The 23,521-nt window shown below is 71.9% G+C and carries 19 protein-coding genes and 1 riboswitch; of the genes, 16 read left to right on the top strand and 3 right to left on the bottom strand.

The annotated features are described in order from the left end of the window. Positions 1–55: 55 nt before the first annotated feature. The 3 genes from ACFRCG_RS32045 to ACFRCG_RS32035 all read right to left on the bottom strand — a co-directional run bounded on the left by ACFRCG_RS32045 (position 56) and on the right by ACFRCG_RS32035 (position 2,742). Positions 56–1,249, bottom strand: a complete 1,194-nt coding sequence (locus tag ACFRCG_RS32045) for a lipid-transfer protein (protein ID WP_380037888.1) — start codon at positions 1,247–1,249, stop codon at positions 56–58. Further along, complete coding sequence (locus ACFRCG_RS32040) at positions 1,246–1,692, bottom strand: Zn-ribbon domain-containing OB-fold protein (RefSeq protein WP_380037886.1); 447 nt, start codon at positions 1,690–1,692, stop codon at positions 1,246–1,248. The genes ACFRCG_RS32045 and ACFRCG_RS32040 overlap by 4 nt, the downstream gene beginning before the upstream one ends. 102 nt (positions 1,693–1,794) lie before the next feature. Then, positions 1,795–2,742: a diiron oxygenase gene (locus ACFRCG_RS32035; RefSeq protein WP_380037884.1), complete on the bottom strand. Its 948-nt coding sequence runs from the start codon at positions 2,740–2,742 to the stop codon at positions 1,795–1,797. A gap of 176 nt (positions 2,743–2,918) precedes the next feature. On the opposite strand from ACFRCG_RS32035, the gene ACFRCG_RS32030 reads away from it, so the two are divergent. The 16 genes from ACFRCG_RS32030 to gcvP all read left to right on the top strand — a co-directional run bounded on the left by ACFRCG_RS32030 (position 2,919) and on the right by gcvP (position 23,508). After that, positions 2,919–4,964 carry an acetoacetate--CoA ligase gene (locus ACFRCG_RS32030; RefSeq protein ID WP_380037882.1) on the top strand — a complete coding sequence of 682 codons (2,046 nt, stop codon included), beginning with the start codon at positions 2,919–2,921 and terminating at the stop codon, positions 4,962–4,964. Positions 4,965–5,109: 145 nt separating this feature from the next. Continuing rightward, entirely contained in the window at positions 5,110–6,468 is a 1,359-nt protein-coding gene (locus ACFRCG_RS32025; RefSeq protein WP_380037880.1) for a glycosyltransferase 87 family protein, read from the top strand. Between the two features lie 148 nt (positions 6,469–6,616). After that, a complete protein-coding gene (locus ACFRCG_RS32020; RefSeq protein ID WP_380037878.1) occupies positions 6,617–8,050 on the top strand; it encodes a glycosyltransferase 87 family protein in 1,434 nt (477 codons plus the stop codon). Between the two features lie 63 nt (positions 8,051–8,113). Continuing rightward, positions 8,114–8,770, top strand: a complete 657-nt coding sequence (locus ACFRCG_RS32015; protein ID WP_201260924.1) for a CDP-alcohol phosphatidyltransferase family protein — start codon at positions 8,114–8,116, stop codon at positions 8,768–8,770. 112 nt (positions 8,771–8,882) lie between these two features. Then, positions 8,883–11,378 carry a sugar phosphate nucleotidyltransferase gene (locus tag ACFRCG_RS32010; protein ID WP_380037876.1) on the top strand — a complete coding sequence of 832 codons (2,496 nt, stop codon included), beginning with the start codon at positions 8,883–8,885 and terminating at the stop codon, positions 11,376–11,378. A 211-nt stretch (positions 11,379–11,589) separates the two neighbouring features. Continuing rightward, positions 11,590–12,567, top strand: coding sequence for a DUF881 domain-containing protein (locus ACFRCG_RS32005; protein ID WP_380037874.1), 978 nt, complete (start codon positions 11,590–11,592; stop codon positions 12,565–12,567). Continuing rightward, entirely contained in the window at positions 12,564–12,896 is a 333-nt protein-coding gene (locus tag ACFRCG_RS32000; protein WP_020548716.1) for a small basic family protein, read from the top strand. Before ACFRCG_RS32005 ends, ACFRCG_RS32000 begins: the two co-directional genes overlap by 4 nt. Positions 12,897–13,116: 220 nt before the next feature. Further along, the gene (locus ACFRCG_RS31995) at positions 13,117–14,244 is read left to right on the top strand and encodes a DUF881 domain-containing protein (RefSeq protein WP_380037872.1); all 1,128 of its coding nucleotides are present in this window, start codon (positions 13,117–13,119) and stop codon (positions 14,242–14,244) included. A 74-nt stretch (positions 14,245–14,318) separates the two neighbouring features. Then, positions 14,319–14,705, top strand: coding sequence for a glycine cleavage system protein GcvH (gene gcvH, locus ACFRCG_RS31990; RefSeq protein WP_380037869.1), 387 nt, complete (start codon positions 14,319–14,321; stop codon positions 14,703–14,705). 379 nt (positions 14,706–15,084) lie between these two features. Beyond that, positions 15,085–15,603, top strand: a complete 519-nt coding sequence (locus ACFRCG_RS31985; protein ID WP_126640676.1) for an FHA domain-containing protein — start codon at positions 15,085–15,087, stop codon at positions 15,601–15,603. After that, positions 15,600–16,361 carry a MerR family transcriptional regulator gene (locus ACFRCG_RS31980; RefSeq protein WP_380037867.1) on the top strand — a complete coding sequence of 254 codons (762 nt, stop codon included), beginning with the start codon at positions 15,600–15,602 and terminating at the stop codon, positions 16,359–16,361. Before ACFRCG_RS31985 ends, ACFRCG_RS31980 begins: the two co-directional genes overlap by 4 nt. A gap of 160 nt (positions 16,362–16,521) precedes the next feature. Continuing rightward, positions 16,522–16,995 carry a bifunctional nuclease family protein gene (locus ACFRCG_RS31975; RefSeq protein WP_020548711.1) on the top strand — a complete coding sequence of 158 codons (474 nt, stop codon included), beginning with the start codon at positions 16,522–16,524 and terminating at the stop codon, positions 16,993–16,995. 368 nt (positions 16,996–17,363) lie between these two features. After that, positions 17,364–17,978, top strand: coding sequence for a MerR family transcriptional regulator (locus ACFRCG_RS31970; RefSeq protein WP_380000939.1), 615 nt, complete (start codon positions 17,364–17,366; stop codon positions 17,976–17,978). Between the two features lie 47 nt (positions 17,979–18,025). Then, on the top strand, positions 18,026–18,712 hold the full coding sequence (locus ACFRCG_RS31965) for a vancomycin high temperature exclusion protein (protein ID WP_380037865.1): 687 nt from the start codon (positions 18,026–18,028) through the stop codon (positions 18,710–18,712). 97 nt (positions 18,713–18,809) lie between these two features. Further along, positions 18,810–20,219: a DNA polymerase IV gene (locus tag ACFRCG_RS31960; protein ID WP_380037863.1), complete on the top strand. Its 1,410-nt coding sequence runs from the start codon at positions 18,810–18,812 to the stop codon at positions 20,217–20,219. A gap of 71 nt (positions 20,220–20,290) precedes the next feature. After that, a riboswitch (glycine riboswitch) is annotated at positions 20,291–20,387 on the top strand. A 199-nt stretch (positions 20,388–20,586) separates the two neighbouring features. Further along, positions 20,587–23,508: an aminomethyl-transferring glycine dehydrogenase gene (gene gcvP, locus ACFRCG_RS31955; RefSeq protein WP_380037861.1), complete on the top strand. Its 2,922-nt coding sequence runs from the start codon at positions 20,587–20,589 to the stop codon at positions 23,506–23,508. Positions 23,509–23,521: the final 13 nt, after the last annotated feature.

Here is a 23,521-nt window from a genome sequence, read left to right as displayed (position 1 = left end):
CGGCCGGGACTCCGGGATCGTTTCGGTGACTTGTCGCTCTGTCGCCGCGCGGACCCTAGCGGGTGAGCACGATCGACGAACCGTGCCCGAACAGGCCCTGGTTGGCGGTGATCCCCACCCGCGCGCCCGCCACCTGGCGAGCGCCGGCCTCGCCGCGCAGCTGCCAGGTCAACTCGCAGACCTGGGCGATGGCCTGCGCGGGCACCGCCTCGCCGAACGAGGCCAGGCCGCCGGAGGCGTTGACCGGGATCCGGCCGCCGATCTCCGTCGCGCCGTCGCGCAGCAGCTTCTCCGCCTCGCCGCGCGCACAGATGCCCAGGTCCTCGATCCAGTCCAACTCCAGGGCGGTGGACAGGTCGTAGACCTCGGCCAGGCTCAGGTCCTCGGGCCCGATGCCGGCCTCCTCGTACGCGGCGTGCGCGAGCGAGGCGCGGAAGGACAACTCCTGCGGGGCGACCGCCGCCGACGAGTCGGTCGCGATGTCGGGCAGCTCGATCAGCGCGCTCGGGAAGGTCGGGGTGACCGTGGAGACCGCCGAGACGCGCACCGGATCGGTGGTGTGCCGGGCGGCGAACTCCTTGCTGCACAGCACCACGGCCGCCGCGCCGTCGGAGGTGGCGCAGATGTCCATCAGCCGCAGCGGGTCGCACACGATCGGCGAGGCGGCCACGTCCTCGGCGGTGAACGCCTTGCGGTAGCGCGCGTTCGGGTTGCCCAGGCCGTTGCGCGCGTTCTTGACCTTGACCCGGGCGAAGTCCTCGACCGAGGCGCCGTACAGGTCGATCCGACGCCGGGCGTACATCCCGAAGTAGGCCGGGTTGGTGGCGCCGAGCAGGTGGAAGCGCACCCAGTCGGGGTCGTCGGGACGGTCCCCGCCGACCGGCGCGAAGAAGCCCTTGGGGGCCGCGTCGGCGCCGACCACGAGGGCCACGTCGCACAGGCCGGCGAGGATCTGCGCGCGAGCGCTCGCGATGGCGTGCGAGCCGGAGGCACAGGCCGCGTACGAGCTGGAGATGCGCGCACCGGTCCAGCCCAGCGCCTGGGCGAAGGTGGCGCCGGCGACGAAGCCCGGGTAGCCGTTGCGGATGGTGTCCGCGCCCGCCACGAACTGGATGTCCTGCCACGCCAGTCCGGCGTCCTTCAGCGCGTCCTGGGCGGCCTTGACGCCGTACTCGACGAAGTTGCGGCCCCACTTGCCCCACGGGTGCATGCCCGCGCCCAGGACGACGATCTCGCGGTCGTTGCTCATGCCCGAACCTCCACCGGCCGTACGTTCCACGTGGTGTGCACGTACTCGTCGTCCTCGTACAGCACGCCGGGCACGATCTCCACCGGGTCGCCGACCTTCAGGTCGTCCACGCCCACTCCGGGCGCGCCCTGGCCGAGCACGATCAGGCCCTCGGCCTCCAGGCGCACCGCGACGATGGTGTACGGCTGCCATTCGACGTCCGGATCGGACACGAACGGCGCCGGCGGGCGGTAGCCGGCGTTCGTGTAGGACCACACGGTGCCGCGCTTGGACAGCGGTATCTCGGCGAACTCGGTGCCGGAGCACGCCGGGTTGCCGCAGAACGTCTCCCGGCGCGGGAAGAACACGGTCCCACAGGCGGTACACCGGGTGCCGAGGAGGGAGAAATCCTCCCCGGACGTGGTGAACCAACCGGGGACCACGGGCTTGTGGTCCTTCGTCACGGGGCCCTCCAACTCGTCTGGCCGTCTCGTCCGATGTGTGTACGGACCACAGTCTGACGGATCGTCAGTTCCGCGCGCCAACCCGACCGGGGGTATTTACGGTCACACCCGCCGGCGTGCCGGGGCCGGTATCGGGTGTCCCATCAGGCCCGACGCCCGCCACAGCCGCAGGCCCGGCCCGCCGAGCAGGCCCTGCTCGTCGTAGAAGGCGATCAGCCGCCGCGACCAGTGGGCGAGCGTGTCCAGCCGGTGCGGATTGGCCCGCGCGGTGCGATACGCCTCGGCCGGATCCAGACCCACCGCCTCGTACACCCCGGGGTGCACCAGACGGGTGGCGATGATGTGCGCGGCCCGGGCCAGCGCGAGCCGGGTGATCGCCCGCTCCGCCCGGGACAGGTGCGGCGCGCCCCGAACCACCTCGTCGCGCGCGTAGCGCACGTGCCGGGCCTCCTCGACCACGTGGATCCGGGCGGTTCGCCGGGTGATCGGCTGCAGCGACTCGTCGGCCATCATCTCGCGCTGCATCGTGTCCAGGACCTCCTCGGCGATCAGCGCCATCGCGAAGGCCTGCACGCCCGAGCCGAACGTCTTCATCGCCCGCGCCGCCATGTGCGCGTACGGGCCGGGTCCGTACTCCGGGCACTCCAGCTTGTCGATCAATCGGCCGAACATGGTCGAGTGCCGGCACTCCTCGGCGATCTCCATGAACGCGTACTGCACGTGTCGCGAGGTCAGCGGCCGGTCGTAGACGTGCCGGATGAGCAGTTGCATCAGCACGACTTCGAACCAGATGCCGACACCGGCCATCGAGGCGACCTCGTGCCGGGACAGGTCGACGCGCTGCCGCTCGCTCATCCGCTCCCACAGCGGCGTGCCGTACAAAGTGACCCGATGCGCGGGCAGGAAGTAGGCGCCGTCGACCAGTGGGGCGTCCCAGTCGACGTCGGTGATCGGGTCGAACGCGTGCGCGTGGGACGCGGCCAGCAGCCGTTGCGCGACACGTTCGCGGTCGGTGCCGCGGTCGCTGACGGTGGGGTGTGGGGTGGGCATGCGGGGCCTCCTTCGCCGGATGTGCCGCCGGACTTGTTTCCCGTCGGTAACATCCCGCGTTCGCTCCGCCGCGTCCAGAGTCCGCACGAAGATCCTTTCCGACTCGCCCGGGGGATGCGCGCACGGGCGCGAGATGGCAGGGTCGGGGGGCATACCGCGTGGAGGGGGCAACAAAGATGACGGAATCGAGCGAGCGGGCCGAGTTGCTGTGGCAACCGTCGGCCGAGCGGGTCGCCGCCGCGGCGATCACCCGCTATCGCGCGTGGCTCGCCGCCGAACGCGGCGTCCACGCCGAGGACTACGCCCGATTGTGGGAATGGTCGACCACCGAACCCGAGGCGTTCTGGGCCTCGCTGTGCGACTGGTTCGACCTCGACCTGGGCGATCGTGAGGTGGTGCTGGCGGACCGGACCATGCCCGGTGCCCGCTGGTTCCCGAACGCCCGGCTGAACTACGCCCGGCAGGCGCTGCGGCACACCGAGGACGGCGACCCGGAGCGCCCCGCGATCGTCCACCTGGACGAGGAGTTGACCCCGCGCGAGATCTCCTGGGCCGAGTTGCGCCGCCAGGTGGCCTCCTGTGCGGCCACCCTGCGCGAGTTGGGCGTGCGCCCCGGCGACCGGGTCGCGGCCTACGTGCCGAACACCCCGCACGCGGTGGTCGGGCTGCTCGCCTGCGCCTCGATCGGCGCGGTGTGGTCGGCCTGCGCGCCCGACTTCGGCGCGCGCAGCGTGCTCGACCGGTTCCAGCAGATCGAGCCGGTGGTGCTGCTCGCGGTGGACGGCTACCGCTACGGCGGCAAGGAGGTCCGCCGCGCCGACGTGGTCGCCGAACTGCGCGAGGGCCTGCCGACCGTGCGACACGTGTTGCATGTACCGCTGCTCGACGAGCCGACGCCCGAGGGCGTGCTGCCCTGGGCCGAGGTGATCGGGCGCGACCTGCCCGCCGAAGGGCTCGACTTCGAGTCGGTCGGCTTCGACCACCCGCTGTGGATCCTGTACTCGTCCGGCACCACCGGCCTGCCCAAGGCGATCGTCCAGGGCCACGGCGGGATCGTGCTCGAACACCTCAAGGAGGCCGCGTTCCAGCTCGACCTGGGCCCGAACGACCGCTTCTTCTGGTACACCTCCACCGGCTGGATGATGTGGAACATGCTGGTCGGCGGCCTGCTCGCGGGCAGCACGATCGTGCTCTACGACGGCAGCCCCGGCTACCCGGGCCCCGAGGCCCAGTGGACCGTGGCGGAGCGGGCCGGGGTGACCTGGTTCGGCACCTCCGCCGCCTACGTGATGGCCTGCCGCAAGAAGGGGCTGACCCCGCGCGCCTCGCACGACCTGAGCCGGGTGCGGGCGCTGGGCACCACCGGCTCGCCGCTCCCGCCCGACGGCTTCCGCTGGGTCTACGACGCGGTGGGCGCCGACATGTGGCTGGCCTCGGTCAGCGGCGGCACCGACGTGTGCAGCGCCTTCGTCGGCGGCAGCCCGGACCTGCCGGTGTATCTCGGCGAGATCCAGTGCCGGGCCCTGGGCTGCGCGGTCGAGGCGTGGGACGAGCAGGGCCGGCCGGTGGTCGACGAGGTCGGCGAGCTGGTGATCACCCAGCCGATGCCCTCGATGCCGATCCACTTCTGGAACGACCCCGACGACGTGCGCTACCGGGCCAGCTACTTCGACACCTACCCGGGCGTGTGGCGGCACGGCGACTGGATCACGCTCACCGAGCGCGGCACGGTCGTGGTGCACGGCCGCTCCGACTCGACGCTGAACCGGCAGGGCGTGCGGATGGGGTCGAGCGACATCTACGAGGCCGTCGAACGCCTCCCCGAGGTGCGCGAGTCGCTGGTGGTGGGCCTGGAGCTGCCCGACGGCGGCTACTGGATGCCGCTGTTCGTGGTCCCCGCGCCCGGCCACACGCTCGACGAGGCGCTCCAGGCCCGGATCCGCGCGGTGATCCGCGAGGAGGTCTCGCCCCGGCACGTCCCGGACGAGATCATCGCCGCGCCGGGCGTGCCGCACACCCTCACCGGGAAGCGGATCGAGATCCCGGTGAAGAAGCTGCTCCAGGGGCGCGCCCTGGAGGACGCGGTCAACCCCGGCTCGGTCGACGACCTCGACGTGCTGCGCTTCTACGCCGAGGTGGGCCGCTCGCGGGCCCGGGCGCAGGAGAGCAGGCAGGCGGACAAGCCGGCCGACAAGCCCGAGGACAAGCCTTCGGACAAGTAGGTCGAGAATTCGACGTAGGCGGTGCAACGGGCCGGATCGGTGTGGAAAGGCCCGGAACGGCCCGGAACATCCGATGAACACAACACTGTGACACGCACGGAGTAGTGCGGAGCAAACGGGCGTCGGCGGTGGCACGATCAGGTGCATGCCCGAGACGTCACGTCGCTCCCAGCGCTTCCTCGGACGTCTCCCGGTGTTGGCCGCGGCCCTGATCGCGGGGTCGGTCACCGCCTACGTCGTGCTCGCGCTGACCCGACCGGCGACCATGTGGTGGCTCGGCGACCTGCGGGTCTACCAGGCCGGCGGGCGGGCCATCCTGGACGGTCGGGGGCGGCTCTACTCGATGTCCGTCGGGATGGCCCACCTGCCGTTCACCTACACTCCGTGCGCCGCGCTGCTGTTCACCCCGCTGGCCTGGTTGCCGTGGGGTGTGCTGCGCTGGGTGTCGGTCGCGGGCAACCTGGCGCTGCTCACCCTGACCGCGCACCTCGCCTGGGGCATGGTCGGCGTGCGCCGCCCGCGCCGACTGCCCGCGGCGGCGATCACCGCCGCCGTGCTGCTGTGGAGCGAACCCGTCCAGGAGACGCTGCGGTTCGGCCAGATCAACCTGCTCCTGCTGGCGGTGATCCTGGCCGACCTCTCCCGGGCGCCCGACGCCCGGCTGCGCGGCTGCGGGGTGGGCCTGGCGGCCGGGCTCAAGCTCACCCCGGCGATCCTGATCCCCTACCTGTTCCTGACCGGCCGCACGCGCGAGGGGCGCAACGCCGTCCTCGCGCTCGGGACCGGGCTGTTCGTCGCCTTCGCCGTGCTGCCGCGCGAGTCGCTGCGCTACTGGGGCGGCCTGTTCCTCGACGACACCCGGGTCGGCCCGGTCCAGGTCCCGGGCAACCAGTCGCTGCGCGGGATACTGATCCGCCTCACCCACGAGGCGACCCCGCCGGGGCCGCTGTGGTTCGCGATCGCGGGCGCGGTCGGCGTCGGCGGCCTCGCCCTGGCCGCGGTGATCGGCCGCGGCCGACCCGACGACCCGCGCCGCGACCTGGCCGGACTGTGCGTCGCCGCGCTGACCGGACTGCTCGTGTCGCCGATCTCGTGGACCCACCACTGGGTGTGGATCGTGCCCGGCGGTGTGCTCCTGGTCGACGCCGCCCGGCGGGCGGGTCCGTTCCGGATCGGGGCCGGGCTCGCCGCGCTCGCCCTGGTCGCGCTCACCGCCGCGGTGCCGGGACGCCGGGTGGAGCTGCCGGTGCCGGTGCCGACCGGGCTGATCTGGCAGGTGCCCTACCGCGACGGCCGCGAACTGCGCCTGGCCGGGTGGGAACTGGTGCTGGCCGACGCGTACACTCTCGCCGGGCTGGCCGCGCTGCTCACGATCACGGTGGCTCTGGCCGCGAGCCGGCGAAAGTGCGCGAGCGCGTCGGTGGAAGCCGTTACGCTCGATCCGCCGGAACCGGTGGGCCGACCGTCCCCGGGGAGCTCCACGCCCACCCCGGCCGGGGTGTAGCCCCCGTCCGGACGGACGCGGGGTCACGGTCCGCGGTTCCCGTCCGCGGCACTGGACGCCGGGCCGTTTCGACCGTGTGGATATCCTGACCCGGCGCCACCCGGACTGGCGCCCATTGAACCGTGCAGTTGTGGAGTCCCCGACCGACATGTCCTTGCCCCGCGTGCTCGTCTCCTCCTGCCGCGAGTTGTTGACGCTCGCGCCCCGCGTCCCGTTCGGGCACGAGCACAGCCGGGAGCCCCGTCGGCCGGGACGCGTCGCGCTCGTCGGCGGCGCCCTGATGGTGCTCTCGCTCGGCCTGTGGGCGCTGTGGACCTACCTCAACCGCCGCGACATGTGGCACATGCTCGACCTGAGCGTCTACCACGACGCCGTGCACAGGTTGCGCGACGGCGACCGGATCTACACCGAGAACTACGGCAAATGGGAACTGCCCTTCATCTACCCGCCGATTTCCGGGCTGCTCTTCTACATCGTGCTGCCGCTGGGCTTCGCCGGCCTCAAGTGGTTCATGGCGTGCCTCAGCCTGCTGTCGCTGTTCGCCGTGGTCTGGGCCTCGTGGGGGATGCTCGGCTACCGCCGCGGCGCGGGCCGGTTCGGGGTCAGCGCGGCCACCTTCGCCGTGGTCCTGTGGCTGGAGCCGGTGGAATGGACGCTCGTGTGGGGGCAGATCAACCTGCTGCTCCTGGCGCTGATCGTGCTCGACCTGGCGCTGCCCGACGATCGCCGCTACAAGGGCATCGGGGTCGGCGTCGCGGCCGGTCTCAAGCTCACCCCCGCGATCTTCGTGGTGTACCTGCTGATCACCCGCCGGTTCCGGGCCGCCGCGGTGGCCTCCGGCGCGTTCGTCGGCACCGTCCTGGTGGGTCTGGTCGCCGCGCCGTCGGCGTCCGCGTACTACTGGGCGAACCTGGTGTCGATCAGCGGCAAGGTCAATTCCAAGCTCAGCGTCGGCACCCTCAACAACCAGTCGGTGCAGGGCATGTTCACCCGAATGCTCGGCGACGGCGGGCCGGCCAAGGGATTGTGGTTGCTGCTCTGCCTGGTCATCGGGGCGCTGGGCCTGCTGGCCGCGGCCCGCGCCTCGCTGTACGGCAACGAACTGGTCGGCGTGGTGATCACCGGCGGCCTGTCGCTGTTCGTCTCGCCCATCTCGTGGTCGCACCACTGGGTGTGGGTGGTGCCCGTGTTCGTCCTGCTCACGCACACCGCGCTGACCCGGGCGAGACCGCTGTGGTGGTGGCTGACCGGCGCCTTCTTCGCGTTCTTCGCGGCCTGGCCGATGCGCCTGAACGTTTTCGGCGACTGGGACGGCACGCAGACGCTCCAGCCGTGGGGCCTGATCTGGCTCGCTCCCCGGGACGGCGACCGCGAACGGCACTGGACGCCGCTCGAGTTCGTGCTCGGCAACGGCTACCTGTTCGCCGGCATAGTGCTCACCCTGATCCTGGTCCTGCGCATCCTGCGCGACCGCGGCCCGCTGCCGACGCTTCCCGGGCCGGCCGCCGAGAGCGCGACCGCGACCGCCACGCCCGACAGCCCCGCCCCGGACCCGGTCTCCGGCGGCTCAGGGCGTCGCTGAGCCCGTCCGGCGCGACATAGGCTGACCTCGAACGAAGACCCACCGGAAGAAAGCAGAGGCCCCGTGGACGCCCACGTGGACGCGGCCCCGCCGCCTACCCGGGAGGGCGGCGTCGACGCTCCCAGCGACCGGATCGTGACGATCCCCAACCTGCTCAGCTTCGCCCGCCTGCTCGGTGTCCCGGTCTTCCTGTGGCTCATCCTGGCGCCCGAGTTCGGCGGCCCCAAACACGACCTGTGGGCGCTCGCGCTGCTCATGCTCAGCGGGATCAGCGACTACCTCGACGGCAAGCTGGCCCGCCGCTGGAACCAGGTCAGCAAGGTCGGCGCGATCCTGGACCCGGCCGCCGACCGGCTCTACATCCTCGCCACCCTGGTCGGCCTGACCTGGCGCGAGATCCTGCCGATCTGGCTGACCGCGATCATCCTGGGTCGCGAGTTGTTCATGGGCGTGGTGCTGTTGATCCTGCGCCGGCACCGCTACGGCGCGCTCTCGGTCAGCTTCGTCGGCAAGGCCGCGACCTTCAATCTCATGTACGCCTTCCCGCTCCTGCTGCTCAGCGACGGCACCGGACGTGTCGCAACTCTCGCCGCGATCTTCGGATGGGCGTTCGCGTGGTGGGGTACCGCGCTGTACTGGTGGGCAGGAGTCCTCTACGCAGCCCAGGCCAAACGGCTCGTGGCCGCGGACAAGGCGAGTCGCACAGCGACCGCCGGGTAGCGAAGGGATCGCCGGACAACGCGGCGATCACGAGATACTCAAGCCACGCCACCCGGCCCCGGCAATTCAGCCGTGGGTGCGGGTGGTGTGACGCGATAGGAGGACGAGACCGATGAAGGCCGTCGTCATGGCCGGAGGCGAAGGCACCCGCCTGCGCCCGATGACCTCCAGCATGCCCAAGCCGCTGCTGCCGGTGGTCAACCGACCGATCATGGAGCACGTGCTACGGCTCCTCAAGCGCCACGGGCTTTCCGAGACCGTCGTCACCGTCCAGTTCCTCGCGTCGCTCGTACGCAACTACTTCGGCGACGGCGAAGAACTCGGCATGAGCCTGACGTACGCGAACGAGGAGACTCCGCTCGGCACCGCGGGCAGCGTCAAGAACGCCGAGGAGGCGCTCAAGGACGACACGTTCCTGGTCATCTCCGGCGACGCACTCACCGACTTCGACCTCACGGCGCTGGTCGAGTACCACCGGGCCAAGGGGGCCCTGGTCACCGTCTGTCTGACCCGGGTGCCCGACCCCCTCGAATTCGGCATCACGATCATCGACGACGAGGGCCGCGTGGACCGGTTCCTGGAGAAGCCGACCTGGGGTCAGGTCTTCTCGGACACCGTCAACACCGGCATCTACGTGATGGAACCCGAGGTCTTCGACTACGTCGCCGCGGGTGTGTCCGTGGACTGGTCGGGCGACGTGTTCCCCAAGCTGCTCAAGGAGGGCAAGCCGATCTACGGCTATGTCGCCGAGGGCTACTGGGAGGACGTCGGCACCCACGAGAGCTACCTCAAGGCCCAGGCCGACGTGCTCACCGGCAAGGTCGACGTGGACATCGACGGCTTCGAGCTGTCCCCGGGCGTATGGGTCGCCGAGGGCGCCGAGGTGGACCGCGAGGCGATCCTCAAGGGCCCGCTCTACATCGGCGACTACGCCAAGGTCGAGGGCGGCGTGGAACTGCGCGAGCACACCGTGCTCGGCTCCAACGTGGTGGTCAAGCGCGGCGCGTTCCTGCACAAGGCGGTGGTGCACGACAACGTCTACGTCGGCCCGCAGACCAATCTGCGCGGCTGTGTGATCGGCAAGAACACCGATGTGATGCGCGCCGCCCGGATCGAGGAGGGCGCGGTCATCGGCGACGAGTGCCTGATCGAGGAGGAGTCGCTGGTCGCCGGCGACGTGCGGATCTACCCGTTCAAGACGATCGAGGCCGGCGCGGTCGTCAACACCTCGGTGATCTGGGAGTCGCGGGGCCAGAAGTACCTGTTCGGCCCGCGTGGGGTCTCCGGCATCCTCAACGTCGAGATCACCCCCGAACTCGCTGTCCGGCTGGCCGGGGCCTACGCCACCACGCTCAAGAAGGGCGCCACCGTCACCACCGCGCGCGACCACTCGCGCGGTGCCCGGGCGCTCAAGCGCGCGGTGATCTCCGCGCTCCAGGCCAGCGCGATCAACGTGCGCGACCTGGAGAACGTGCCGATGCCGGTGGCCCGTCAGGAGACCGCGCGCGGCTCGGCCGGCGGGATCATGATCCGCACCACCCCCGGGGTGCCGGACTCGGTGGACATCATGTTCTTCGACGAGCGCGGGGCGGACCTCTCGCAGGCCGCGCAGCGCAAGCTCGACCGGGTCTTCTCACGCCAGGAGTATCGCCGGGCCTTCCCCGGCGAGATCGGTGAACTCACGTTCCCCGCGCGGCCGTTCGACAGCTACTCCGGATCGCTGCTGAAGGCCCTGGACATCACCGGGGTGCCCGAGTCCGGGCTCAAGGTGGTGGTGGACGCAGCGCACGGCAACGCCGCGCTGCTGTTGCCCAGCATCCTGGGCCGACTGGGCATCGACGCGCTCACCGTCAACTCCGGGCTCGACGACGCCCGGCCCACCGAGACCGTCGACGAGCGGCACGAGGGACTGCTGCGGCTCGGCGAGATCGTGGCCTCCTCGAAGTCCGGGTTCGGCGTGCGCTTCGACCCGGTCGGCGAGCGCATGTCGCTGGTGGACGAGCGCGGGCGGATCATCGACGACCACCGCGCGCTGCTCGTACTGCTCGACTGCGTGGCGGCCGAGCGAGGCGGCGGCAAGATCGCGCTGCCGGTGACCACGACCCGGATCGCCGAGCAGGTCGCGGCCTATCACGGCGTCCAGGTGCAGTGGACCACCACCTCGCCCGACGACCTGGCGCGGGTCGCCCAGTCCGACGACACGATCTTCGGCGGCGACGGGCGCGGCGGGTTCGTCATCCCCGAGTTCAGCACCGTCTTCGACGGCACCGCCGCGTTCGTCCGGCTGATCGGGCTGGTCGCGCGCACCCAGCTGACGCTGAGCCAGATCGACGCGCGCATTCCGCGCGCCCACGTGCGCCGGCGGGACGTGGCCACGCCGTGGGCGGCCAAGGGCATGGTGATGCGCCGCGTGGTCGAGGCCGCGGGCGACCGGGAGATCGACACCACCGACGGCGTGCGCGTGGTGGAGACCGACGGCCGCTGGGCGCTGGTGCTGCCGGACCCGGCCGAGGCGGTCACGCACGTGTGGGCCGAGGGCCCCGACGACGACGCCGCGGACGAACTCCTCGACGAGTGGAGCCGGGTGGTGGAGCACGCGGGCGACTGACGCCCTGGATTCGATCCCGGCCACCGCCGCCGTCGGCGGTGGCCGGGAGTGTCTTGTAGGGTCTGTTTCGGCCGTGGATCGCCGCACGCGATCCGCGGCCGGATCCCGTATCGGACCCTGCAACGGGCACTCCGACCGGCATGGAACGATGGGGCGCATGTCATCGCGGGAGACACCGGGAACAAGCCGGTACAGGCGGCCGGACGCCTCGATGTCCCTGCTCGTGGACATGATGACCAACAGCCTCGACGCCGGCTACGCGGAGGCCACCGCGCGGCGTGCGGTGCGGGGCGACACCGGCATGAACAAGGGCCCGCTGGCCCGGATACTCGCGGTCGTCGGGGTCGCGCTGATCGCGATGATCCTGATGGTCGCCGCGATGAAGGTGCACGCCGCCGCGCCGCAGGCCGAGCGCGAGCGGCACCAGTTGGTCGACCGCATCCACGCCGACGAGGCCGAGGTGGACGGCCTCCAGTCCACCGTGGAACGGTTGCGCGACGAGGTGGACGCGATCCAGGAGGTCTCCCTGCCCAAGGGGGCCAAGGACCGGGTCGAACTGCTCGCGCTGCTCACCGGATCCGAACCGGTCGAGGGGCCGGGGCTGAAGGTGGTCGCCGACGACGCCAAGGGCTCGGACAACACCAACGGCACCAGCGACCCGCGCCAGGCCGAGGCCGCGGCCAACGGCCGGATCCTGGACCGGGACCTCCAGCGGCTGGTCAACGGCCTGTGGAAGGCCGGCGCCGAGGCCATCTCGATCAACAACCAGCGGCTGACGGCGCTGTCCGCGATCCGCGCCGCCGGTGCCTCGATCCTGGTCGACAACCGCCCGCTGGCGCCGCCCTATACGATCCTGGCGATCGGCAACGCGAAGCCGATGCAGGTGGAGTTCATGGTCGGCGCGGACGGGCGGTATCTGCGTCAGTTGCAGGAGAACTACGGGATCCGGGTCAACCTGAGCGCGCAGAAGAAGATGAAGCTGCCCGCCGCCCTGGGCACCTCGCTGCGCTACGCGAACCCGGCGGGCGCACCGCCGCCGGCCCCGCCGCCGAGCACCCCGGCCAAGCCGACCCCGAGCCCACCGCCCGCAACGCCCACGGGCACCGGCGCACCGCCGAGCGGTTCGGCCCGGCCGACCGGCGCGCCGACAACATCGCAAAAGGCGACCGAACGAAAGGGTAAACAGTGATCGCGGTCCTCGGCCTGGTCCTCGGGGTCGTGGTCGGGTATCTCGCCCGACCCGTGATCCCGCACGAGCTGGAGCCGTACCTGCCCATCGCGGTCGTGGCCGCCCTCGACGCGGTCTTCGGCGGTCTGCGCGCACTGCTCGACGGCATCTTCGACGACAAGGTCTTCGTGGTCTCGTTCCTGTCGAACGTGGTCGTCGCGGCCCTGATCGTCTTCCTCGGCGACAAGCTGGGCGTCGGCGCGCAGTTGTCCACCGGTGTGGTGGTCGTGCTCGGCATCCGGATCTTCTCCAACGCGGCGGCCATCCGGCGGCACGTCTTCCGGGCCTGACGGGGAGTCACACATGGCCGACGAAACGGACGAGACGCGCGGGCGACACGCCCGTCACGACGAGGACCCCCGGGAGTTGGGGCTCCCACGCCCGCCGGAGGAGCCACAACGCCCGCCGGCGCCGGAACCTGCCCCGGCCCCGGTTCCGGCCCCTACTCCTGCTGTTGCCCCTGCCCCTGCCCCGGTTCCGATTCCGGCCGCGGACCCGGATCCGGAACCGGTGCCCGCCCCCGGGATCGAGCCGGAGCCGGAGGCGCCGTCCGCCCGCAAGCCCACGATCGAGACCCGGCGCCCGGTCGACCTCTACCACGAGGGCCGGCACATCCGGGAGCGGATCCGCGAGCAGGCCGCCGAGGTGACGTCGGAGATCGCGCCGATCACCGCGCCGGTGCGCGAGTCCGCACACGAGATCCGGAACAGGCTCCCGGCGCGCGAACCGCGTGAAACACCCGAACCGGGCGACCCGTCCGAACTCCCGCACGCGGGGGCGCGTGCGGAAGCGCGCGACACGCCCGGGCCGGAATCGGATTCGCTCGGGGCCGCGCCGCCCGAGGAGGCGGAGCTGGCCGATCCGCACCCGGTCGCGTCGCACGCCGCCGAGCCGGTCGACGACCAGCCGGGTCGGCGCCGGCTGATCGAGGCGTTCTGGCCGCCGCGCGTGAGCCGGGCCCAACTCGTGGGCGCCGTGCTGCTGTTCGCGCTCGGCGCCGGGCTGGCCATCCAGGTCAGATCGAACAACGAGTCGGACCCGCTGCGCGGCGCGCGGCAGGAGGACCTGGTCCGGGTGCTGGACGAACTCAACGCGCGCACACGGCGGTTGGAGGACGAGAAGCACCGCCTGGAGAACAGCCGCACACAGCTGCAGAGCAGCAACGACCGGGTCCAGGAGGCCCGGCAGCAGAACGCGGCCAAGGCGGACGCCCTGGGCGTGCTGGCGGGCACCGTCAAGGCGAGCGGGCCCGGCATCACGCTGACGATCACCGATCCGCAGCGTCAGGTCACCGGCGACGTGCTGCTCGACACGCTTCAGGAACTGCGTGCGGCGGGCGCCGAGGTGATCCAGATCAACGATGTCCGCGTGGTGGCCGGTACCTGGTTCAATGGCACGCCCCCGGGCGACATCGTGATCGACGACGTCAAGGTGCTGCCGCCGTACGTGTTCAAGGTGATCGGCAATCCGCAGGATCTCCAGCCCGCGCTGAACATCCCGGGAGGCGTGGTGAAGACGCTGGAGAAGAAGCAGGCGGGGGCCATCGTCACCCCCTCGCAGGACGTGCAGATCGACGCCTTGCGGCCTGCGAACAAGCCTGGTTACGCTCGCTCGGCACCGGGCGCCGGTAACGGGTGAGCACACCTGACAGAATCAGTCCGCCGGTCGCCGTCGGTGCATCACTCATCAGGCAAGAAGGGCAGGCTGTCCGCATGTACCCCGCAGATCTCGCGTACACGACGGAGCACGAATGGGTGCGCGTCATGGAAGAGATCTCCGGCACGGTGCGGATCGGCATCACCGAATTCGCGCAGGACGCGCTCGGTGACATCGTCTACGTCACGCTGCCGCCGGCCGGCACCCGTGTCGTGGCCGGAGAGCCCTGCGGCGAACTGGAATCGACCAAGAGTGTCAGCGACCTCTTTGCGCCGCTCGACGGCGTCGTGACCACCGTCAACGACGCGCTCGACGGCGCACCGGAGTTGGTCAACTCCGATCCCTACGGCGATGGTTGGATGTTCGAGGTGCGCCTCGACGACCCCGCCGCCCCGGCCGCGCTCTTGGACGCGGCCGCCTATCAGAACAGCCTGGGCTCCTGACGGCCCGGCGAAGCGGTAGGCAGTCCATCACCACGACCCACTCCTCCTGCCCCACGGGCGGGCCAGGTTCTCTCGGGGAGGTTCGCCCGTGAAGTTGTTCGCGAAATTGTTCGGTCGTTCCCGTCGCTCCGGCGACGCGCCGGCTGCCGATGCGGGAAGGTCCGGCAATCCGCCGGCCGCCCCGCCGACGATGCCGCCGGGTTCCCCCTACGGGGCCTCCACCGGCGCGTCGCCCGCTCCCGACCCCGCCCCCCGGATGGGCGAATCCGACGCCACCGCCGGGCATGTCGCTGTTGACCAGGAACACACGGCGCGCATAAGTTTCGGACAACTCTCGACCGAAGGTCGAGGTTCGACCGGGACGGGTCAGGAGGCCGACGTGGTCGTGTGCGGCACCTGCGGGCATCACAACCCGCCCGGCGGCCGGTTCTGCTCCAACTGCGGCGCGCGCCTGGGTGCCGGCGCCGAGCGGGCGTCGGAGCAGACCTCGACCATCTCGATCAGCGGCATCGAGGCGCTGGACGCCGAACCCGCGCCCCGCGAGATCCTGACTCCCGAGGCGCAGGCCGCGGTGGACGCGCTGCCGCCGGGGACCGCGCTCCTCGTGGTGCGTCGGGGCCCCAACTCCGGCAGCCGCTTCCTGCTCGACTCGGACCGCACCACGGCCGGTCGGCACCCGCAGAGCGACATCTTCCTCGACGACGTGACGGTCTCGCGCAAGCACGCCGAGTTCCGCCGCACCGCCGGGGGCTTCGCGGTCGCCGACGTGGGCAGCCTCAACGGCACCTACGTGGGCCGCGAACGCATCGACGAGGTCCCGCTGGCACCGGGCGACGAGGTCCAGATCGGCAAGTACCGGCTGGTCTTCTTCCCGAGCAGGCAGGGGCTGATGGGGTGAGTCCGGCGGCGGCCGGATCGGTCTCCTCGAGCATCGGCGGGGTGTTGACCCTGTTGCGTCCCGAGTTCCCGGACATCAGCATCTCCAAGATCCGGTTCCTCGAGGCGGAAGGGCTCATCGAGCCGCAGCGGAGCCCGTCGGGCTACCGCAAGTTCGGCCCCGCCGACATCGAACGACTGCGCTACGTGCTGCGTGTGCAGCGCGACCGCTACCTGCCGCTGCGGGTGATCAAGGACCAGCTCGACGCGATGGATCGTGGACTCGAACCGGCCGGCCCGACCCCGGCCGAATCCGAGCACCCCCGCAACGGGGACGGCGATCCCGGAGCGGCCGGCCGGGACGGGGGCACGGTGCTCCTCGACCGGCCGGGGCTGATCGCGGCGGCCGGCATCCAGGACGCGGACCTGGCCCGCCTGGAGGAGTTCGGCCTGATCCAGCCGCACCGGCCGCGTCCCGACGAGGCCGGTGCGGACGCGGCAGACGAGGGTGTGCTCTACGACGGGGACGCGCTCGTGGTGGCCCGTCTGGTGGCCGCGCTCGGCCGCTACGGCGTCGAGCCGCGCCACCTGCGCCAGGCCAAGGCCGCGGCGGACCGCGAGGCCGCCCTGGTCGAGCAGATCGTCGCGCCGCTCCTGCACCGCAGGGGCGCCCGTGCGAAGGCGGGCGCCGAGGAGACCGTCCGCGACCTGCTGGCGCTCACCTCGCGCCTGCACACCGTCCTGGTCACCACCGCGCTCGCGCCACGCCTGGGTCGCTGACCGGCGCGCCCGCTCGGTGCCCTACCCCGGCGTACGGTCGCCGCCGGGCCCCGGACCCGCGCCGGCTCCCGGCGGCGCCACGAAGAAAAAACGACGAATCCCCGACCAATTCGGCCCCCGGGGATCGGTCACCGACAGCCGAGCGCGCTAGTGTGGCGATGTGAACGAGCTAGAGGTTGTGGGCGTCCGGGTGGAGATGCCCTCTAACCAGCCGATCGTGCTCCTACGGGAGACGGGGGGCGATCGTTATCTCCCCATCTGGATCGGCCCGGTAGAGGCGACGGCCATCGCGTTCGCCCAACAGGGCGTGGTACCCGCGCGTCCTCTGACGCACGATCTCTTCCGGGACGTGCTGGAGGCGTTGGGGCAGGAATTGACCCAGATCCGGATCACCGACCTGCGTGAGGGCGTGTTCTACGCCGAGCTGGTCTTCTCCGGCGGCGTGGAGGTCAGCGCGCGCCCGTCGGACGCGATCGCGCTCGCGCTGCGCACCGGGACGTCGATCGTGGGCAGCGACGCGGTCCTGGACGAGGCCGGCATCGTGATCCCCAACGAGCAGGAGGACGAGATCGAGAAGTTCAGGGAGTTCCTGAACGACATCTCGCCCGAGGACTTCGGCACCACGAGCCAATAGCCGGCCCGCCCCGGCCCGGCGCATCCTCGGAACCGTCGACCGACCCCCTCGCCTCCCCGGCGACCGGGTCCCGGTCGGCGGTTCTTCGCGTCTCGGGCCTGATCAGGGTCGATCGGTTCCGGGCATAAGCGATCAGTGGCAAAGCCGGCAGACCTACCCGTGTGCACCGGCTTCAAACCACTCGTGCGAGCAGCGTCACTCGGCGTGCCGAACGGCCCGGTCGTTGACGCGCTGTTGGTGACTGCCTACCGTCGAAATCGACAGTTCCGGGATGACCCCTGCGCGTTGCACCTCGCCGCCTGCGGCCCGGGACTGAAAGAGACTCCTCGCGCCGTACCCGGGCGCGCGGGGACGAAAGGGAGGTCGGCGTGAGCAGCACCGGCGACATCACGGCGGCGGAGCGCGCCCGCACGGCACGTCCTCTGCCGGCGACCGACCCCGGTGCGGGCCTCCGGCGGCCGGACGTCGTCCCACCCGGCACTCCGTCGGAGGACGTGGGCTACCGCGGCCCGACCGCCTGCGCGGCGGCCGGCATCACCTACCGGCAACTCGACTACTGGGCCCGCACCGGCCTGGTCGAGCCCACGGTCCGCTCGGCCCACGGCCCGGGCACGCAACGGCTCTACGGCTTCCGCGACATCCTGGTGCTGAAGATCGTCAAGCGGCTCCTGGACACCGGCGTCTCGCTGCAGAACATCCGGATCGCGGTCGCCCACCTGCGCGGACGCGGCATCGGCGACCTGGCCGGGATGACCCTGATGAGCGACGGGGCGAGCGTGTACGAGTGCACGTCCTACGACGAGGTCATCGACCTGGTCCAGGGCGGCCAGGGGGTCTTCGGCATCGCGGTGGGGGCGGTGTGGCGCGAGGTCGAGGGCTCGCTCGCGCAGCTCCAGGGCGAGCACACCGGCACCGGGGAGCCGACCCCGCAGGTCCATCCGGGTGACGAGTTGGCCCGCAGGCGTCGAGATCGCGCGGTCTGAGCGGCGATACCGCCGATGGGAACCGGTGCGCGGGGCGGGACGTCCACGTGGATGTGCCCATTCGCCGCCCCACCCTGCCCCGCTCCCGGCGTGCCCAACGGCGCGGCTACCAGGCCGCCGTCCTGCTCACGGTGGCCGGACTGGCCCCGATGACGGGGCTGCATCTGTACGCCGGGGACCGGGTGCGCTCGGTGGAACGGGTGCCCGCGCGCGACGTGACGATGGTGCTCGGCGCGGGCGTGCGGGGGGATCGGCCGTCGGATCTGCTGGCTCGCCGCCTCGACGTGGCGCTGCGGCTGTACCGGACCGGCAAGACCCGGGTGATCCTGGTCAGCGGCGACGGCGGCGGCAACCGCTACGACGAGACCGGGGTGATGCGACGCTACCTCGTCGAGCGCGGAGTCCCGGACAAACGCGTCGTGAGCGACGATTCGGGATTCTCCACCTGGGAGTCCTGCATCCGGGCGAAGCGGGTCTACGGCATCGAGCGGATGATCGTGGTCACGCAGAGCTTCCACCTGCGGCGTGCGCTGGCGCTGTGCAAGGCCGCCGGCATCGATGCCTACGGTGTTCCGGACCGATCACTGACATGGGGCCACATCGGGCCCACCGTGTACGGAACCGGTCGCGAGGTGCTCGCCGCGATCAAGGCGACCGGAACGATCGTGTTCAAGCCGGACCCCCGGGCGACCACGCGCCCCAGCGACGCGATCCGGCGCGCCCTGGAGGACTGACCGCCGGGGCGACCGGCCGACGCCCGGTGCCTCGCTTCGGCGCGCCCGAACGATCGTTCACCGGGGATGTCGGACCGGTGCGTCATGATTGCGCGGTGTGAGACAGGCGCCGGGCATCCTCCACCTCGACATGGACGCGTTCTACGCGTCGGTCGAGCAGGTCGCCAAGCCCAGCCTGGCCGGCAAGGCGGTGATCGTGGGCGGCATCGGCGCCCGGGGTGTGGTGGCCACCGCCTCCTACGAGGCCCGGGTCTTCGGCGTACGCTCCGCGATGTCCATCGGCGAGGCCCGCCGGCGCTGCCCCAACGCGGCCTTCCTCAGCCCCCGCTTCGGCCTGTACCGGCAGGTCAGCGACACCGTGATGGAGCTGCTGCACCGGTTGTCCCCGCTGGTCGAACCGCTCAGCCTGGACGAGGCGTTCATCGACCTGGACGCGGGCCCGCACGGCGACGCCCTGGACACCGCCCGGGTCACCGAGATCGCCGTGCGCCTGCGCGCCGACATCCACGCCGCCACCGGCCTGACCTGCTCGGTCGGCGCGGCCACCTCCAAACTGCTGGCCAAGATCGCCTCCGAGGCGGACAAGCCCGACGGGTTGTGCGTCGTGGTGCCCGGCAGCGAACGGGCGATGCTCGACCCGCTCCCGGTGCGCGCGCTGCCCGGGGTCGGCCCGGCCACCGGCGACGTGCTGCGCCGGGCCGGCCTGGACACCGTCGCCGACCTGGCCGCGGTGGACGAGAGCGAACTGGTGCGCCTGTTGGGCCAGGCGCACGGACACGGCCTGCACGTCCTGGCCGCGGGCCTGGACGCGCGTCCGGTGGTGGCCGACCGGGACGCCAAGTCGGTGTCGGTCGAGGACACCTTCGCCACCGACCTGGTCGACCGCGAGCGGATCACCAGGGAATTGGACCGCCTCTCGATCCGCTGCGTGGAGCGGCTGCGCGCGGCCGGCCGCTCCGGCCGCACCATCGTGTTGAAGCTGCGCCGCTACGACTTCAGCACGCTCACCCGTTCGGAGACGCTGCGCGGCCCCACCGACGACCCGGGCGTGGTGCGCGAGACGATCCGCCGCCTGGCCGCCCAGGTGGACGTCACGGGCGGGGTGCGGCTGCTCGGGGTGGGCGTCAGCGGCCTGGCCGACTTCGCCCAGCAGGACCTGTTCGGCGCCGCCGACACGCCGGCGGAGGAGCCGGAGGACGACGACACGGGGCCGACGGGGGAGGAGCCCGTCGAGGCCGGCCCCGAGCGGGTCTCCTGGTCCCCCGGCCAGGACGTGGTCCACGAGGACTTCGGCCCCGGCTGGGTCCAGGGCAGCGGCGTCGGCCGCGTCACGGTGCGGTTCGAGGTCCCGGGCGGAAAACCGGGCCGGGTGCGCACGTTCGCGCTCGCCGACCCGGCGCTGCGCCCGGGGGAGCCGCTGCCCCTGCCGGGCACGGGCGGCCCGGGCGACCGGTCCGCCGGGTCCGCCGACCCCGGCCCGCCGCCTCCGCCGCCCCCGTCGACCTGACAACCCGCACCCCTCCGGCCTGGCGTCCCGTCCGCATCCGATGCCACGCTGATACCGTTGAAGCCGCCCATTACGTTCGCGCGGGAGAGTTCTCGTGTCGTCCGCACGAGGCGCCGAAGGAGCAACTCCTCCCCGGAATCTCTCAGGCACCCGTACCGCGTGGTCGTGGGCACTCTGGAAAGCAGGATCCGCACGTGGCTCGCCGAGTCGGGTCGGATCCTCGCCGACGGTGCAAATCGCGTTCGTGGGACCGGCCCCGCCGGTGTTCCGGGCGGGGTGAAGCTCTCAGGTACCGATGACAGAGGGGGAGGCCGGTGGGCGCGCGACCCGCGTGTCCGTCCAGGAGCGATCCAGGAGGCCTTTCGCGATGACACCGCGCACCCCTGCCCCGACGCGTGCTCACGCCGTACTCCCCTCCGGCCCCGGCTCGTTGACCGGCCTGGAGGCCGCGTCGCCGTTCACCGGCCGGCACATCGGTCCGGACACCGACGAACAGGCGAAGATGCTCGCCGCGATCGGCTACGGGTCCCTGGACGAGCTGACCGACGCGGCGGTGCCCGCCGCGATCCGCGCGCTCGCGGGCTTCGAGTTGCCGGCCGCGCGCACCGAGGCCGAGGTGCTGGCCGAACTGCGCGAGCTGGCCTCCCGCAACACCGTGCTGACCTCGATGATCGGGCTCGGCTACCACGGCACCTTCACCCCGCCGGTGATCACCCGCAACGTGCTGGAGAACCCGGCCTGGTACACCGCCTACACGCCCTACCAGCCGGAGATCTCCCAGGGCCGGTTGGAGGCGCTGCTCAACTTCCAGACCGTGGTCACCGACCTGACCGGCCTGGACGTGGCCGGCGCCTCGCTGCTCGACGAGTCCACCGCCGCCGCCGAGGCGATGACGCTGGCCCGCCGGGCCGGACGGGCCAAGAGCGACGTGTTCGTCGTGGACGCGGCCACGTTGCCGCAGACCATCGCCGTGGTGCGCACGCGCGCGCGGGCGCTGGGCATCGAGGTCGTGGTCGCCGACACCGCCGAGGGGCTGCCCGAGGGCGGCTGCTTCGGGGTGCTGCTCCAGTACCCGGGCACCGACGGTCTGGTCCGCGACCTGACCCCGGTGATCGAGGCCGCGCACGCGCAGGGCGCCCTGGTGGCGGTCGCCGCCGACCTGCTCGCGCTCACCGTGCTGCGCGCGCCCGGCACGATGGGCGCCGACATCGCGGTCGGCACCACCCAGCGGTTCGGGGTGCCGATGGCCTTCGGCGGCCCGCACGCGGGCTACCTGGCGGTCCGCGAGAAGCTGACCCGCAGCATGCCGGGCCGCCTGGTGGGGGTGTCGGTGGACGCCGACGGCGCGCCCGCGTACCGGCTCGCGCTGCAGACCCGCGAGCAGCACATCCGCCGGGAGAAGGCGACCAGCAACATCTGCACCGCGCAGGTGCTGCTCGCGGTGATGGCCGGGATGTACGCGGTCTACCACGGGCCGGACGGCCTCGCCTCGATCGCGCGCCGCACGCACCGCTACGCGGCCGTGCTGGCGGGCGGGCTGCGGGCGGGCGGCGTCGAGGTGGTGCACGGCGACTTCTTCGACACGGTCACCGCCCGGGTGCCGGGTCGGGCCGAGCAGGTGCTCGCGGCGGCCCGCGCGGCCGGCGTCAACCTGCGTCCGGTGGACGCGGACCACGTGGCGATCACGTGTGACGAGACCACGCTGCGGGCGCACGTCGAGGCGGTCTGGGGCGCGTTCGGGGTGAGCGGTGACGTGGCCGCGCTCGACGCCGAGACCGCCGACGCGCTGCCCTCGGGGCTGCTGCGCGACACCGAGTTCCTGACCCACCCGGTCTTCCACACGCACCGCTCCGAGACCGACATGCTGCGCTACCTGCGCCGGCTCGCGGACAAGGACTACGCGCTGGACCGGGGCATGATCCCGCTCGGCTCGTGCACGATGAAGCTCAACGCCACGGTCGAGATGGAGCCGATCACCTGGCCCGAGTTCGCGAACATGCACCCCTTCGCGCCGGTCGACCAGGCGGCGGGCTACCTGGAGTTGATCGACGGGCTGGCCGACTCGCTGGCCCGGATCACCGGCTACGCCAAGGTCTCGCTCCAGCCCAACGCCGGCTCCCAGGGCGAACTCGCCGGGCTGCTCGCGGTCCGCGCGTACCACCACGCCAACGGCGACACCGCGCGCGACGTGTGCCTGATCCCCTCCTCCGCGCACGGCACCAACGCGGCCAGCGCCGTGATGGCGGGGATGCGCGTGGTGGTGGTCAAGACCGGTGAGAACGGCGACGTGGACCTGGCCGACCTGCACGCGAAGATCGAGCAGTACCGGGACACCCTCGCGGTGCTGATGGTGACCTACCCGTCCACGCACGGCGTGTTCGAGGAGGGCATCGAGCAGGTGTGCGCGGCGATCCACGAGGCCGGCGGCCAGGTGTACGTGGACGGGGCGAACCTGAACGCGCTGGTCGGCCTGGCCCAGCCCGGCGGCGCGATCGGCGCCGACGTTTCGCACCTGAACCTGCACAAGACCTTCTGCATCCCGCACGGCGGCGGCGGTCCCGGCGTCGGCCCGGTCGCGGTGCGCGCGCACCTGGCGCCGTACCTGCCCAACCACCCGCTCCAGCCCACCGCGGGCCCGGAGACGGGCGTGGGACCGATCTCGGCGGCCCCGTGGGGCTCCGCGGCGATCCTGCCGATCCCGTGGACCTACCTGCGCCTGATGGGCCCGGAGGGGCTCAAGGAGGCCACCCAGGTGGCCGTGCTCGGCGCCAACTACATCGCCAGGCGGCTCGCGCCGCACTTCCCGGTGCTCTACACCGGTCCGAACGACCTGGTCGCCCACGAGTGCATCATCGACCTGCGCGGGATCACCAAGGCCACCGGCGTCAGCGTGGACGACGTGGCCAAGCGGCTGATCGACTACGGGTTCCACGCGCCGACGATGTCCTTCCCGGTGCCGGGCACGCTGATGATCGAGCCGACCGAGAGCGAGAACCTGCACGAGATCGACCGGTTCTGCGACGCGATGATCGCGATCAAGGGCGAGATCGACCGGGTCGCCTCGGGTGACCTGCCGGCCGACGACAACCCGCTGGCGAACGCCCCGCACACCGCCGCGCTGCTGGCCGGCGAGTGGGCGCACGCCTACACGCGCGAGGAGGCGGTCTTCCCCGCCGGCGTGGTGCCGGCCGAGAAGTACTGGCCGCCGGTGCGTCGGATCGACGGCGCCCAGGGCGACCGCAACCTGGTCTGCTCCTGCCCGCCGATCGAGGCGTACGGCGCCAACTGATCCGCGGCGCCCG

Source organism: Embleya sp. NPDC056575 (genome assembly GCF_042793325.1).
GTDB lineage: Bacteria > Actinomycetota > Actinomycetes > Streptomycetales > Streptomycetaceae > Embleya.
Note: the sequence above shows the minus strand (reverse complement) of the source record. Positions and strands in the feature narration are given on the sequence as shown.

Bases quoted from the DNA above. Each gene is read 5' to 3' on its own strand.
- ACFRCG_RS32025 (WP_380037880.1), top strand. From the start codon at position 5,110: ATGCCCGAGACGTCACGTCGCTCCCAGCGCTTCCTCGGACGTCTCCCG.
- ACFRCG_RS32030 (WP_380037882.1), top strand. From the start codon at position 2,919: ATGACGGAATCGAGCGAGCGGGCCGAGTTGCTGTGGCAACCGTCGGCC.
- ACFRCG_RS32020 (WP_380037878.1), top strand. From the start codon at position 6,617: ATGTCCTTGCCCCGCGTGCTCGTCTCCTCCTGCCGCGAGTTGTTGACG.
- ACFRCG_RS32045 (WP_380037888.1), bottom strand. From the start codon at position 1,249: ATGAGCAACGACCGCGAGATCGTCGTCCTGGGCGCGGGCATGCACCCG.
- gcvP (WP_380037861.1), top strand. From the start codon at position 20,587: ATGACACCGCGCACCCCTGCCCCGACGCGTGCTCACGCCGTACTCCCC.
- ACFRCG_RS32035 (WP_380037884.1), bottom strand. From the start codon at position 2,742: ATGCCCACCCCACACCCCACCGTCAGCGACCGCGGCACCGACCGCGAA.
- ACFRCG_RS32010 (WP_380037876.1), top strand. From the start codon at position 8,883: ATGAAGGCCGTCGTCATGGCCGGAGGCGAAGGCACCCGCCTGCGCCCG.
- ACFRCG_RS32005 (WP_380037874.1), top strand. From the start codon at position 11,590: ATGTCCCTGCTCGTGGACATGATGACCAACAGCCTCGACGCCGGCTAC.
- gcvH (WP_380037869.1), top strand. From the start codon at position 14,319: ATGTACCCCGCAGATCTCGCGTACACGACGGAGCACGAATGGGTGCGC.